Origin of the sequence: Curtobacterium sp. MCBD17_040 (genome assembly GCF_003234805.2) — a bacterium.
Classification (GTDB): domain Bacteria; phylum Actinomycetota; class Actinomycetes; order Actinomycetales; family Microbacteriaceae; genus Curtobacterium.
Genome location: NZ_CP126273.1, coordinates 1233660 through 1247187 on the forward strand (window position 1 = coordinate 1233660; position 13528 = coordinate 1247187).

The following is a 13528-nucleotide window of genomic DNA, read 5'->3' on the forward strand; positions in this document are numbered from 1 at the left end:
GCGGATGGCTGCAGCCGGCGCGGCACCGACGCGGGGCGACTCGTGCGGCGCGGCCGCTCGCGCGCGCCGCGTCAGGTCAACGGCTCGGTGCGCGCGGCGTCCGCGGCCCTCAGGAAGGCCCTGACCTTGTCCGTACCCGCGTAGTACGGGTCGCCGTCCCCGCGCTCGTGGCGGCGGCGGCTGTACTCGTAGAGCACCGCGAGTTTCCAGTTCGCGAGCACGACGTACCACCGGAGGTGGTCGAGGGGAGCGCCGGTCGCATCGGCGTACCGCGCCACGAGCGTGCGAGCGTCGGGGAACCCGGGCGCACTGCTCGCCGCGCCGAGTTCCTGCACGGGCGTCGACGGGCCCCCGGGCCCGGACCAGGACGCGACGAGGTACCCGAGGTCCACGAGGGGATCACCGACGGCGGCGAGCTCCCAGTCGAGCACGGCCGCGACCCGCGGGGCGTCCGGCGCGAGCAGCAGGTTCCCGAGTCGGTAGTCGTTGTGCACCAACGCGGCCCCCGACTCGGCCGGCGCGTGCTCGGCCAACCACGCGTCGACGTGGGCGAAGGCGTCGGGCGGGGAGCCGTCGGGCTCGGCGACGAGTCGTGCGAGGCGGTCCCGCTGCCGGAGGTTCGCGCCCTCGGGTCGGCCCCGGAGCCCGAGCGTGTCCCACGGCAGGCGGTGCAGCGCGGCCAGCCGGTCCACGAGGTCGTCGGCGAGTGCGGCGCGGGCGGCGGGCGTCGACAGCCCCTCGGGCAGGTCCGTCGTGACCACCGGACCCGCCACGTACGACATGGCGAAGCACGGCACGTCGAGCACCGTGCCGGCGTCGGCCGTCGCGAGCACGCGTGGCACGGGTACCGATCCGCCGGCGTGGCTGCCCACCGCCGCGATCACGCGGGCCTCGCGGAGGACGTCGTTCGCGCCGGGGGGCGTCGGCGGTGGGGGTGGGCGTCGGACCACGACGCGCTGCCCGGCGTCGTCCTCGACGAGCCAGGTGACGTTGGCGTGGCCGTCGCCGATCGGCCGCACCGACACCCGCGAGTCGGTCAGACCGGCGTCGGCGAGCCACCGCCCGAGGGCCGCGGTCGTCGTCGCGTCGACGGCGGTCCCGGTTCCCGCGCCGGTGGTCCCGGCGGTCGCACCGTCGCTCACGCGTCGTCCCCGCGCAGGTGGGCGAAGTAGTCCGTCGGCCACTCGACCTCGAACTGCCCAGCGCCCCGCTCGCCGTCGATGCGCGCCACGCACCCACCCTCGAGCACGGTCGTCCCGGTCCGCTCGTCGGGCAGGTGCAGCACGGCGAAGACGTCGAGGTCGAGCGTCGTCGTGCCGCCCTCGACGTCGTGCAGGACCGCGTGGAGTCGGCGTTGCTCGTACCCGGCGCCGTAGGTCGTGTCGTCCTCGATGCGCGACACGGGCACCGGCCGGCCGTCCCGCAGGACGTACCCGGCGAACCCCCACCGCCCGGCGGCGATCCACGTCCACCCGTTCACCGCGCGCCCGGAGGGCGTGTACGCCACGAGCCACTTCCAGTGCTGGGGCGCACGCCAGTCCCGCAGACCCCACGAGTGGTCGCGGTGCCCGATCGGCCCGAGCTCGAACGCGTGGTCGTCCGCGCGCACGTGGCCACGGACGGCACCGGTCTGCTCGATGCGGTCCTCCGCGAACCAGGACGGCAGGCCGTCAGGGGCGTCGCGGAAGCTGAAGGCCTCGTGCAGGGCCGTGAACGTCAGGTCGAGCTCGACGCGGTCCGTCCGCACGACGACGTCAGCCGTGCGCAGCGGATCCCGGTGCCGGACCGTGAGACCGCCGACGGTGAAGTCGTCGAGGTCCATCGCCTCGGCCACGCGCCCGCCGCCGAACTCGCGCACGGTCGGCGCGGCGTCGCCCCACACCGCCACGTTGTAACCCGCCGCCCCCGTGCCCGTGACGAACAGGTACACCTGCACCGCCAGTCGTTCCTCGGGCAGCACCGTCTGGTAGAAGACGCTGTCCCGCATGCGCGCCCCGGGTGCCGGTCGGTGCCGCAGGTCATCCGTCGGCAGCAACGCTCGGGAGGCCCGGAGCACGTCCGCCCCGTCGCTCGCCGCAGCGCTCACGCCCGGTCCCCGAACGCCTGCCGGACCGCGACCTCGTACGACGGGGTCTCCCCGGCCCTCCCGAGCGATCGCTTGCCGATGCGCGTGCCACGGCGGCCGGGGGCCGCGTACGCCGTGGCGAGTGCGACGGCCTCGGCCTGCAACGCGGCCACGGCGTCGTCGGCGGTGGTGTCGACGATCCGGTCGAGCAGCCCGATCGCCAGGGCTTCGTCCGAGCGGACGACCCGACCGGTGAACGCCAGCTCGGCGGCCATGCCGGGGCCGACGACGCGGGGGAGCATCCACGACGTCCCGAGCTCGCCGATCGAGAAGCCGACCTTGACGAACGCCGCGTTGAAGGAGGCACGCCGCACACCGAGCCGCACGTCGGCCGCGAGCGCCAGGGACAGGCCACCGCCGGAGGCAGCGCCGTTCACCGCGGCGACGACCGGGAACGGCAGGTCGTGGAGCGCCTGGACGGCCTCGCTCGCGGTGTCCTCGATGTCGAGGAACGCCGGGACCGTCGTCGCGCGCAGGGCCGGGAGCGCGGCGAGGTCGTACCCGGCGCAGAACGCGCGGTCGCCGGCGCCCGTGAGCACGAGCGCGCGCGTGCCGTCGCGCCGCAGGTGCCGCGCGGCCTCCCCGATCTCGCGGAAGACGTCGGCGTCCACGGCGTTCATCCGCGTGGGGTTGTCGATGACCAGGCGGCTGACACCGGCGTCGAGGTGCTCGAGACGGATGCCCTGCCAGGGGTGCGCGTGTCCGGAGCCGGTCGCGCCGCTGCCGGGCGTGCCGTTTCCGTCGGGGACCGTCGGCAGGCCCGTGCTGTCACCAGCGACGGTGCTGCCGGTCGTGCGTTCGGTGCAGTTCCGCGTCATCGGTTCGAGAACGACGCCTGGCGCTTCTCGAGGAACGCCTCGAGCGCTTCCGCCATGTCGGAGGTCCGGGTGAGCAGGGTCTGGCCGCGGTTCTCGAGCTCGAGCGCCGCGTCGTACGACGGGACCTCGAGGTTGGCCTGCATCGCGCGCTTCGACAGTCGGACGCCCGCGGGGGAGTTCGCGGCGATCGTCCGCGCCAGCTCGAGCGCGGCGGCGTCGACGTCCGGCACGACCCGGTTCACGAGACGCAGGGCGGCGGCCTCGTCGGCGTCGACCGCGCGGGCGGTGAACGCGAGGTCCGCCGCGACCGCGGGGCCCACCAGCCGGGGGAGCAGCCACGACACGCCGTACTCGCCGGCGGAGGTGCCGAGTGCGGTGAACGACGCCTGGAACACCGCATCGGGCCCGGCGAGCCGGATGTCGGCGACGAGCGCGAGTGCCAGGCCCGTCCCGGCGGCCGGTCCGCCCACGGCGGCGACCACGGGCACGCGGAGGGCGCGGATCGCCGCGAGTGCGTCGGCGGTGCGCTCCTGTCGGTCGAGGTCGTCCGGGACGGTCGCGTCCGTGCGGTCCGCGGACTCGGCGACGTCGTAGCCCAGGCTGAACGCGGATCCCGAGGCGCCGATCACCAGGACCCGGACGTCGACGTCGGCACGGACCGCGTCCGCCAGGTCCTCGAGCGCCTGGACCATCGCGACGTCCAGCGCGTTGCCGGCGTCGGGTCGGTCGAGTGTGGCGACGACGACGCCCGGCGCGGGGCGCTCGACGCGGACGGGCGCGGGATCGGATCCAGGGCTGCTCACGGGTCGAGACTAGCCCGGCCACGGGAGGCCCGAACGGGGGCGCGGCGCCCCTGTGGACGGCGGCCTAGGGTGTCCACATGCGCAGACGTCGGGGTGGCATCGTCGGGATCGTGCTCGTGGTGGCGTACGCGGCGCTCCGCTTCGGGTTCCTCGCGTACCGGGAGCACGAGGACGGCATGTCGACCGTCGGGATCGTCGAGAGCCTCCTCGTCATCGCGCTCGGGGTGTTCGTCCTCATCGAGGTGGTCCTCGCCGTCCAGCACGCCCGCACCCGCGCCCGTGAGCGGGTGCTCGCCGAGCGGCACCCCGGTGCGTTCACGGCCCCCGTCCTCGTCAAGCGCGGCACCGCGGCCGAGGTCGACCGCGCTGCCGGCCTCCTCGCCGTGCGACCCGAGCGGCGGGCGCCGCGGAGCGCGGCGGGGACGCTCGTCGCCGACCAGCACGGGATCGGCCTGTACGTCGGTGGCGGGACGCCGACGCTCCTCCTCGGGGTCCCGCGCGCCGCGGTCGGTCAGGTGGGCACGGGGACCACGTCCTCCGCCAACCGCTACGGCGTCGGCACGGTCGAGGCGCTCCGGGTCGTGGTCGACAGCGGCGGACGCTGGACGACCGTGGACCTCCCGGTGTACCGGCGCGTGGTCGGGTTCTCGGTGGCGCTCCACGACGACGCACTGCGCGAGGTCGTCCGCTCGGTCGCCGCGGCGGCGCAGGTGCCGCTCGATGCCCAGGTGCGCGGCTGACCCGTCCTCGAGCCCTGCGTCGAGGCCCGTGTCGCGGCGGCGTCAGGCCGGTCGGATCTCGTCCGACCGCCCGAGCAACCGTGCGTGGAACGCGGTCTGGGCGAGCGCGGACGCGAGCAGGTACCCGGTCATCGACGCGATGCCCCCACGGAACGGCACGTGCGCCGCGACCTCGAACAGCGTGGGACGGTCGAGCGTGTCGAGTGCCGCGGCGACGTGCTCGCCCCGTTCCCGCCGGTGGTCGGCGAGCGTCGCGGCCCGGGCGCGCACGTCGCGGAACCGGTACTCGTGTCCGGGACACACCTCGAGCTCCGCGAGGTCGGCGAGTCGGTCGAGCGACGCCAGGTAGTCCTCGAGCGGGTTCGTGTCCGTCCGACCCCCGAGCCCCAGCCCGGAGTTGATCCGCGGGAGCACGTGGTCGCCGGTGAACAGGAGTCCGTCCGGCGCGTCGACGAAGCACAGATGTCCGGTCGTGTGGCCCGGCGTCCACAGGGCCCGGAGTTCGCGCCCCGCGACCGGCAGGACGTCCCCGTCCTCCACGAGCAGGTCCGCCTCGACGTCCGGGAGGCGCCGCCCCGTTCCCCAGGCCCGCACCAGGCCGGCGCGCAGCGGCTCCGGCACGCCCCAGCGTGCGATGTCCTCGTCGTCCCGCCGACGGTCCTCGTCCTGGTGGCGGATCGCTCGCGCCTCCGCCGGGTGCATCGCGATCCGCGCGCCGGAGGCGTTCCGGACGGCCGCCGCCGCGCCGAGGTGGTCGACGTGCAGGTGCGTCACGGCGACGAGTCCGACGTCGTCGAGGGTCCGACCGATCGTGGCGAGGCCGTCCCGGAGCACCGCGAGCGTCGGCTCGGTGCCCCAGCCCGGGTCCACGACGACGAGCGACCCGTCGGCGGCCTCGAGCACGTACGTGAGCGTGGAGTCGGGGATGCCCGCGGCGAACGGGATCGCGAGGGTCCAGACGCCGTCCCGGACCTGCTCGACGGGCGGCAGGGTGCCCGCGGCGAACGCCTCGGCCTGCAGGGTGCTGACGGGGGTGGGCGGACTGGTCGGCGCCGGGGTCGTCACGACGGCAGCCTAACGGCGCGTCCTCGGCGCGACCGCGGGTCTCAGCCCAGCGAGCCCCCGAGCCGCGCCAGTTCGCGCTCGGCCTCGGCGAACTCCGCTCGGGCACGCTCCCGGTACGGCGCGAGCGCGGGGACGGTCTCGGCGAGGGTCGTGCTCGCGGTCACGGTGTGGACGTCCATGCCGAGTGCGGTCCCGAGGATCAGCTCGAGCACGGGCGTTCCGTGGTCCCAGCCCTCGGTCGGGGTCCCCGCGTCGTAGGCGCCACCGCGGGTGACGACCACCACCGCGGGACGCCCGGCGAGCGGGCCGGTCGACCCGGCGTCCGGCACGAGCACCCCGGGCAGGTGCACCCGGTCGATCCAGGCCTTCAGCGTCGACGGCAGCGAGTAGTTGTAGAGCGGCGCCCCGACGAGCAGGACGTCCGCGGCGAGCAGCTCGTCGACGACGGACTGCAGGAGCTCCTGCGATCCGGCGGGGACGTCCGCGCCGGGCCGGCGTTCCGCGGCCGGCCAGTGCAACGCCGATGCCTCGAGGTGGGGGAGCGGGTGCACGTGCAGGTCCCGGTACGTGACGGTGTGGTCGGCACCACGAGCCCGCCAGGCGTCCGCGAACACCGCGGTGAGGGCACGGGACCGCGACGCGGCGAGGTCGGCGGACGAGTCGAGGTGCAGGAGCGTGGGCATGGTCGCCACGCTATCCGGCGGTCGGGTCGGACGGGGGCCGGGTGGCCGGCGCGGACGGACGGAGGACGTACTCGAAGGCGGCGCGAGCGCGGTCGGCGTCCGGCGGCTCGCCCGAGATGAGGTCGGCGTACGAGAACGACTCCGAGATCCGGACGAGCAGCGATGCCACCTCGCGTGCCGACAGTGGCGCGGGATCGAAGCGCGCCGCGGACGATTCCTCGTCGATCAGGGTGGCGACGACCGCGACGAGCCGGCGCTGCACGTCGCTGTCCGTGGTCGTGAGCAGTCGCAGCGCGCGCGAGGGCTCCCGCGTCAGGAACACGCGGAAGTACGGCGCCTCGATGAGGTCGGCCGTGAACCGGGTCAGCACGCCGACGATCCGGGCGGCACCGGTGGTGGTCACGGCGCGGTCGGCCGCGTCGAGCGTCGGCACGGCCAGGGACCACAGCACCTCGGACAGCAGCTGGTCCCGGTTGCCGACCCAGCGGAACAGGCTCGTGCGGTCGACGCCGAGCTCGGCGGCCAGGCGGCCCATGTCGATCCGCTCGCCGTCCACGAACCGGTGTCGCGCGGAACGGAACGCGCGGAGGGCGTCGGGATGGGCCTCCAGACGGGCGGAGAGGGTGCTCGGGACGAGCGCCGTGCCGTGCTGGCCGAGCCGCGCCTCCCGCATACCGTCCACCACCGGAGCCTACGCGTGTTGCAACGTTCCTCAGAACGATGCACGATGGGGGTCATGTCAACGACGACCCCCGCCGCCGCTGCACCGCTCGACACGACCGAGCGCGTGCAGCGGGCCCACCTCGAGGCCGACTTCTACCGCTTCCAGGACGACCTGACCGACGTCGAGCGCGAACGCGTCCTGGCGCTCCGCGCGTTCATGGAGGACCGGGTCGCCCCGATCGCCGACCGCACGTGGGCGGACGCGGAGTTCCCGACGCACCTCATCCGGCCGCTCGCCGAGACCGGGGTACTCGGATCCGGGATCCCGCTCGTCGCCCGGTTCGAGAACTCGGCGGTGTACCGGGGGTGGGCGGCCCTCGAGATGGGCCGCGTCGACGCGGGCATGGCGACCTTCGTCGGCGTGCAGTCCGGCCTCGCCATGAACGCCATCGCCGTCGCGGGCAGCGAGGACCAGCAGCGCGCGTGGCTGCCGCGCATGGCCACCGGCGACCTCGTCGGTGCATTCGGCCTGACGGAACCGCGCTCGGGGTCGGACTCGGCCCGCGGTCTCCGCACCACGGCCCGACGCGAGGGCGACACCTGGGTCCTCGACGGCGAGAAGCGCTGGATCGGCAACGCGACGTTCGCCGACGTCGTCGTGATCTGGGCCAAGGACGTGGCCGACGGGCAGGTCAAGGGATTCCTCGTGACCACGGACTCGCCGGGGTTCACCGCCACGAAGATCGAGGACAAGATCTCGCTCCGGACGGTGCAGAACGCCGACATCGTGCTCCGCGACGTGCGTGTCCCCGAGGAGCGGCGGCTGCAGCGTGCCCGGTCGTTCCGCGACACCGCGGCGGTGCTCCGGCTCACCCGGTGCGAGGTCGCGTGGCAGGCGATCGGCATCGCCGTCGGTGCGTACGAGGCCGCCCTCCGGTACGCGCGGGAGCGCGAGCAGTTCGGCAAGCCGATCGCGCGGCACCAGCTGGTGCAGGACCTCCTGGTCCGCTCGGTCGGCAACATCACCGCCTCGATCGCGCTGTGCACCCAGGCGTCGGCGCTGCAGGACCGCGGCGATCACCGCGACGAGTTCTCCGCGCTGGCCAAGGCGTTCGCGACGGCGCGGATGCGCGAGACCGTCGGCTGGTGTCGCGAGGTCCTCGGCGGCAACGGCATCGTCCTGGGCGCGGGCGTCGCGCGGTCCTTCGCCGACGCCGAGGCGATCTACTCGTACGAGGGCACCCGCGAGATGAACACGCTCATCGTGGGACGTGCGATCACGGGGCACGCCGCGTTCGTGTGACCGCCGCCGCCCGGCGTCCTCACCCGAGCAGTTCCGGCCGCTCCCAGGCCTTGCCGAGCACGTGCTGGGCGAGGAACGCGAACACCGTCTCGTACCAGACCTTCGCGTGCTGCGGCGTGAGGATCCAGTGGTTCTCGTTCGGGAAGTACAGGAACCGGTGCGGCATGGTGCCGTCGGGGTCGGCGTGGTGCTCGGCCAGCTCCGACCAGAGCCGCAGCCCCTCGCCGATCGGCACGCGGTAGTCCTTGTCGCCGTGGATCACGAGCATCGGTGTCGTGATCGCGTCCACGGACCGGTGCGGGTCGTTCTCGGCCATGCCCTCGGCCGTGAAGATGGACTGCCAGTAGTACGACGCGTCGGTGGTGCCGGCGAACTGGTCGAGCGCCCAGAGGCTCGCGTGCGTGACGATCGCGTCGAAGCGGTCGGTGTGCCCGGCGACCCAGTTCGCCATGTAGCCGCCGAAGGAGCCACCCATGGCCGCGGTGCGGGTCTCGTCGACGTCGGGCCGCGCCACGACGGCGTCGGTGATGGCGAGGAGGTCGGTGTAGGGCGCCTGCCCCCAGGCGTTCCATCCGCGCGCGATGAACTCGAGGCCGTACCCGGTGGACAGCGCCGGGTCGGGCAGCAGGACCGCGTAGCCCCGCGCCGCGGCGACCATCGGACTCCATCGCCAGCTCCAGGCGTTCCAGCTGCTGAGCGGTCCACCGTGGATCCACAGCAGGAACGGCGCGGGCGCGTCGGCCGACGCGCCCGTCGGCAGGACGAGCCAGCCGCGCACGCGCGTCCCGTCCGCGGTCGTCGTCTCGACCTCCTCGACGCGGCCCGGCACCGCGGGCAGCGGCGCGGGGGTCGGCAGGGCGGTCACGGTGCCGTCGGGGTCGATCCGGACCGGGTGCAGCGGCGCCGCCCAGGAGGACCGGAGCGCGACGACGACGCCGGTCGCCCGGTCGACCGCCACCCCGGTGTACGCGTGCTCGTCTGTGGTGAGTTGTTCGACGGCGCTCCCGTCGAGCGGGATCCGGAACACCGGCGCGCGGCCGTCCTGGTCCGCGGTGGCGAAGAGGGCGCGGTCGTCGGCGTCGAACACGAACTCGTTCGCCCAGCGGTCCCACTCCGTCGCGATGCGTCGGGCGTGGCCGCCGTCGAGGTCGGCCACCCAGATCTCACGGTCGGCGGGCCCGGCCGGGGTGTCCCGCGGGGCGCGCACCCAAGCGATCGTCGTGCCGTCGTGGCTGACGGCCGGCATCTCGTGGAACACGTCCGGCTCGTCGAACAGCGTGGTGCGCTCGCCGGTCTCGGTGTCGATCGCGACGAGCACGGCCCGGACACCGCGCTGCTCGTGCACCGTGAGGGCCGCCACGAGCGTGCGGCCGTCCGGTGTCAGCGCCTGCCCGGCCGTGTCGGCGGAGCGCCCGGGGAACGGCGTGAGGTCGCGCGGGCGCGGGAGGTCCGCGGGGTACTCGGCGGTGACGGCGACCGGTGCGTCGGCCACCGCGACCTCGTCCGGGGCTGCGGTGCCCGGTGCGACGGGAGCGTCGAGCGTCTCGTGCAGGTCGCCGAGGTCGAGCGCCAACAGGTGCGGCTCGTCGGGTCCGAGGTCGTGGTCCCAGAAGCGGACCGGGTGGGTCTCGTGCAGGATCGCCGCGACGGCGTGCTCCTTCCGGGCCGCGCGGAGTTCGGCGTCGCGTTCGAGCAGGCGCCCCTCGGCGTCGTTCGCACCCGGGAGCAGTCCCGCGCTGATGACCACGGTGTCGGCCTCCTGCGCGGTCGCCGCGATGCCCGCACCACCGGCGAGTCGCGTGACCGCCCGGGCCTCGCCGCCGGCGGCGGGCAGGAGCCACACCTGACCGGCCTCGGTGTCCTTCGCGGCGTCGGTGTCCGGACGGGCGGAGACGAACAGGACGTCACCGTTCCGGGTGAACGCGACGCCGCCCTCGCCCTTCGCCGAGCGGGTGAGCCGCACCGGCACGCCCTCGCCCGACGTCGGCACGGACCAGATCGAGCGGGTGTACCCGGTCCGGTCGTGGTCGAGCGTGCTCACCGTGAGCGCCACGCGCGTGCCGTCCGGCGACAGCGCGATGCCGTCGACACGGGGGAGCGCCACGAAGGCGTCGAGGTCGGAGAACGGTGTGGCGGCGTCGTCGTTCGGCATCCACCCACGCTATCGGAGGGCGGCGACACGGCCTCGGAGTCGGCCGATCCGACCGAGCGCCAGCCGACCGATCGCTCAGCCGACCCAGAAGTCGCGGACGCGCGCGGCCACGGCGGCCGCCTGCGCCCGACCGGCGTGCGCGGCGGGGGCCCGGGTCGACAGCGCCAGGACGTTCGCGCCGTAGGCGGCCTGGCTCGTGGCGTCCGCGACGACCACCTCGACGGCCGAACCGTCGTGCCGCAGACCGGCCACTGCGCGGTCGAGCCACGGACCGGTCGGGCTCGGGTCCTCCGCACGGCAGGCGATGACGAGCACGCGCTCGTACCCCGCCGCGGCGTCCGCGTTCGTCCCCGAGCGGGCGCCGCCGTCGACGTACGGGCGGCCGTCGACGGTCACCGGGGACCACACGAGGGGCACGGAGCAGCTCGCCGCGATGGCGCGGGTCAACGGGACGCCGTCGGCGGCGGTGAGCACCCGGAACGACCCGTCGGTCGCGTCGACGGTGGTGATGCCGAGGGGCGCGTCCGGCCACGTGTCGGCGGGGAACGTCGCGCGGAACGAGGCGATGCGTTCCTCCTGGCTCTGTCCCGACGTCACGGTGCGCGCGAGGCGACCGATGCGGGCGCGAGCGTCCTGGTCGCCCGTGGCGCCCTGGAGCGCGGCCACGTACTGCGCGCCGATCGCGGCCCAGTCGGGCGAGGCCGGTTCCTCGTAGTCCCACGGCACGTCATCGACCTGCTGACCGTAGGCGTCCGCGACGCCACCCGTCCGGAGCAGGGTGCCCACGACGCTGCCGGCGCTCGTCCCGACCACGAGATCGGCGTCGGCGAGCGGGATCCCGGCGTCGAGCAGCCCGCTCAGGAGCCCGAGCTCCCACGCGATGCCGGCGACGCCACCTCCGCCCAGGACGATCGCGGTGTGCTGTGGGCGGTCGGTCAGGTCCGGCAGGTCGGTCACCCCTCTTGCCTACCGCATCGTCCTCGGGGAGTCCGGAGCGTCGACCGGCGGGCGCGTGCCGGAGAGCGTGAGTACGTTCGGCGACACCGGCCCGCGTGGTGCGGGCCCGTCGACACCAGGGAGGAACTCCATGCGTCATCCGGGAACCACGGCGGCGACCACCGCAACGACCCTGCTCCGCGTCGCCCTCGGGGCGGTGCTCGTCGCGCACGGTTCGCAGAAGCTCTTCGGGGCGTTCGGCGGTGGTGGCATCGAGGGCACCGCGCAGGGCATGCACGCGATGGGCTTCCGGCCGGCGAGACCGCACGCCGTGCTCGCTGGGCTCGGTGAGGCGGGGTCGGGAGCGGCCCTCGTGCTGGGGCTCGGGACCCCCGTGGCCGGTGCCGGCGCGGCGACGACCATGGGCACGGCGGCGAGCATCCACGTGCCGAACGGGTTCTTCAACGCCGACGGCGGGTTCGAGTTCCCCGCGTTCCTGGGATTCGCCGCGTCGATGTTCGCGCTCGGTGGGCCGGGAGCGGTCTCCCTCGACCACGCGACCGGGCACGTGTTCGACCGCCCGTGGATGCGCGGCCTGGCCCTGGCGGCCGTCCCGGTCGCGATCGCCGTGCAGGTCACGCGCCGGAAGCGGGCGCTCGCGGCGGACCCGACCGAGCCTCCGGCGGAGAGCACGGCCGAGACGCCGGAGGCGGCGGGGTCCTCGGACCCCGAGGAGGGCTGACCGCGCCCCGCCTCACTCGGGCTGGACGTCGATGAGCACCTTGCCGACCGCGTCGTGCTCGACCGCGTCGTGCGCGTCGGCCGTCCGCTCGAGCGGGAACCGCGTGATCGGGAGGCCGTGCTCCTCGCCGACGGGCAGCGCCCCGTCGCGCAGGGCCGCGGTGACGTCCTCGACCGCCGCGCGGAGCGCCACCTCGCCCATCGTGTAGAGCAGGACGAACTGGTACCGCGCGTTCAGGGCCATGTTCGGCCGGACCTGCAGCGTGGCCTCGTCGCCGCCGTTGTTCGCGTACATCGCGATGACACCGCGGGTGGCGAGCACCTGCGCGTCGAGGTCGGCGTTCTGCGGGATGGCCACCTCCACCACGATGTCGACGCCGTCCGGCGCGAACGCCCGGACCTGGTCCGCGGCGTCGTCGTCGTGGTAGTCGACGGTCGCGTGGGCGCCGGCCGCGGTCGCGAGTGCTGCCTTCGCGGGGCTGCTGATCGTCGAGACGACACGGGCACCGGACCAGGCGGCGAGCTGGATGGCGGCGTGCCCGACGGCACCCGCGCCACCGGCGACGAGCACGGTCCGTCCCGCGAGCGCCCCGTGACCGAGACGTGTCGGCCCGTCCTCGTGCACGGTGAGCGCGCGGTGCGCGGTCAGTGCGGGGACCCCGAGCGACGCGGCCACGTCCCAGTCGACGCCGTCGGGCAACGCCGCGACACGCTCCCGTGGCAGGACGGTGTACTCCTGCGCGGTGCCCGTCGGACGCTGCTGCGCGGAGAGGAAGGTCCAGACACGGTCACCGACCACCAGGCCGTCGACACCGTCGCCGAGGGCGTCGACCACGCCCGCGCCGTCCTGGTTGGGGGTGACCTCGGGGAACGGCAACCGAGACCCGTCCGTGCCGCCGCGCCGCGACTTCCAGTCGGTCGGGTTCACGCCGGAACGGACCACCCGGACGCGGACCTCGCCCGGGCCGGGCTCGGGGACGTCCCGCTCGACGAGCTCGAGGACGGAGGGGTCACCGGTGTGGGTGTGGACGATCGATCGCATACCGGCAGGCAACCACGCGGACGCGCCCGGTGTTCCGGTGGACCCCGGGTCGACCGTCAGCGTTCGTCGTACGCCGCGCGGGCCGCGAGGACGTCGTCCATGTGGCCGGTCGCCCAGTCCTCGAGCCCGGCGAGCACGGTCCGGAGCGACCACCCGGCATCGGTCAGGGCGTACTCGACGTGCGGCGGGATCTCCGGGAACACCGTGCGCGTGACGAGGCCGTCCCGCTCGAGCGCCCGCAGCGTCTGCGTCAGCATCTTCTGCGACACGCCGTCGACCCGCCCCGCGATCGCGGAGTACCGCCGTGGCCCGTCGACGAGCGCCCCGAGCGTGAGGACGGTCCACCGGTCACCGATGCGGTCGAGCAGTTGCCGGGTGGGGCAGTCCCGCGCGTACGGGCTGTACGCCTCGTGCCGTGGTGCGTCCGTCGTGGTCATCGTCCCCGCTCCTCGCCGTG

At 74.7% G+C, this 13528-nt stretch carries 14 protein-coding genes; 3 read left to right on the plus strand and 11 right to left on the minus strand.

The annotated features are described in order from the left end of the window. Positions 1-71: 71 nt before the first annotated feature. The 4 genes from DEI94_RS05890 to DEI94_RS05905 are packed head-to-tail and all read right to left on the minus strand — an operon-like array spanning position 72 to position 3746. Positions 72-1142: a phosphotransferase family protein gene (locus tag DEI94_RS05890; protein WP_111026849.1), complete on the minus strand. Its 1071-nt coding sequence runs from the start codon at positions 1140-1142 to the stop codon at positions 72-74. Further along, complete coding sequence (locus DEI94_RS05895) at positions 1139-2086, minus strand: DUF7064 domain-containing protein (protein ID WP_111026850.1); 948 nt, start codon at positions 2084-2086, stop codon at positions 1139-1141. The genes DEI94_RS05890 and DEI94_RS05895 overlap by 4 nt, the downstream gene beginning before the upstream one ends. Beyond that, positions 2083-2943: an enoyl-CoA hydratase/isomerase family protein gene (locus DEI94_RS05900; protein WP_111026851.1), complete on the minus strand. Its 861-nt coding sequence runs from the start codon at positions 2941-2943 to the stop codon at positions 2083-2085. The genes DEI94_RS05895 and DEI94_RS05900 overlap by 4 nt, the downstream gene beginning before the upstream one ends. Further along, positions 2940-3746 carry an enoyl-CoA hydratase/isomerase family protein gene (locus DEI94_RS05905; RefSeq protein WP_111012665.1) on the minus strand — a complete coding sequence of 269 codons (807 nt, stop codon included), beginning with the start codon at positions 3744-3746 and terminating at the stop codon, positions 2940-2942. The genes DEI94_RS05900 and DEI94_RS05905 overlap by 4 nt, the downstream gene beginning before the upstream one ends. Before the next feature lie 77 nt (positions 3747-3823). Here DEI94_RS05905 and DEI94_RS05910 point away from each other — a divergent pair, with 77 nt between their 5' ends. Then, the gene (locus DEI94_RS05910; protein WP_111026852.1) at positions 3824-4486 is read left to right on the plus strand and encodes a hypothetical protein; all 663 of its coding nucleotides are present in this window, start codon (positions 3824-3826) and stop codon (positions 4484-4486) included. A 42-nt stretch (positions 4487-4528) separates the two neighbouring features. Here the strand turns inward: DEI94_RS05910 and DEI94_RS05915 are convergent, their stop codons facing one another. From DEI94_RS05915 to DEI94_RS05925, 3 genes are read right to left on the minus strand one after another with little or no spacing between them, the layout of a single operon-like run. Continuing rightward, on the minus strand, positions 4529-5551 hold the full coding sequence (locus DEI94_RS05915; RefSeq protein WP_111026853.1) for an MBL fold metallo-hydrolase: 1023 nt from the start codon (positions 5549-5551) through the stop codon (positions 4529-4531). A gap of 41 nt (positions 5552-5592) precedes the next feature. Continuing rightward, a complete protein-coding gene (locus DEI94_RS05920) occupies positions 5593-6234 on the minus strand; it encodes an FMN-dependent NADH-azoreductase (RefSeq protein WP_111026870.1) in 642 nt (213 codons plus the stop codon). A 10-nt stretch (positions 6235-6244) separates the two neighbouring features. Next, positions 6245-6907, minus strand: a complete 663-nt coding sequence (locus DEI94_RS05925) for a QsdR family transcriptional regulator (RefSeq protein WP_181441819.1) — start codon at positions 6905-6907, stop codon at positions 6245-6247. 63 nt (positions 6908-6970) lie between these two features. Between DEI94_RS05925 and DEI94_RS05930 the strand changes: the two genes are divergently transcribed. Beyond that, the gene (locus DEI94_RS05930; RefSeq protein ID WP_111026872.1) at positions 6971-8200 is read left to right on the plus strand and encodes an acyl-CoA dehydrogenase family protein; all 1230 of its coding nucleotides are present in this window, start codon (positions 6971-6973) and stop codon (positions 8198-8200) included. A 19-nt stretch (positions 8201-8219) separates the two neighbouring features. Here DEI94_RS05930 and DEI94_RS05935 read toward each other — a convergent pair whose 3' ends face one another. Together DEI94_RS05935 and DEI94_RS05940 are read right to left on the minus strand one after the other, a co-directional pair. Beyond that, complete coding sequence (locus DEI94_RS05935; protein ID WP_111026854.1) at positions 8220-10352, minus strand: S9 family peptidase; 2133 nt, start codon at positions 10350-10352, stop codon at positions 8220-8222. Positions 10353-10427: 75 nt separating this feature from the next. Further along, complete coding sequence (locus DEI94_RS05940; RefSeq protein WP_258370080.1) at positions 10428-11309, minus strand: patatin-like phospholipase family protein; 882 nt, start codon at positions 11307-11309, stop codon at positions 10428-10430. A 130-nt stretch (positions 11310-11439) separates the two neighbouring features. On the opposite strand from DEI94_RS05940, the gene DEI94_RS05945 reads away from it, so the two are divergent. Continuing rightward, a complete protein-coding gene (locus DEI94_RS05945; RefSeq protein WP_111026855.1) occupies positions 11440-12030 on the plus strand; it encodes a DoxX family protein in 591 nt (196 codons plus the stop codon). Between the two features lie 12 nt (positions 12031-12042). Here DEI94_RS05945 and DEI94_RS05950 read toward each other — a convergent pair whose 3' ends face one another. Continuing rightward, on the minus strand, positions 12043-13071 hold the full coding sequence (locus DEI94_RS05950) for an NADPH:quinone reductase (protein ID WP_111026856.1): 1029 nt from the start codon (positions 13069-13071) through the stop codon (positions 12043-12045). A 56-nt stretch (positions 13072-13127) separates the two neighbouring features. Next, a complete protein-coding gene (locus tag DEI94_RS05955) occupies positions 13128-13508 on the minus strand; it encodes a winged helix-turn-helix transcriptional regulator (RefSeq protein WP_111008594.1) in 381 nt (126 codons plus the stop codon). Positions 13509-13528 lie beyond the last annotated feature (20 nt).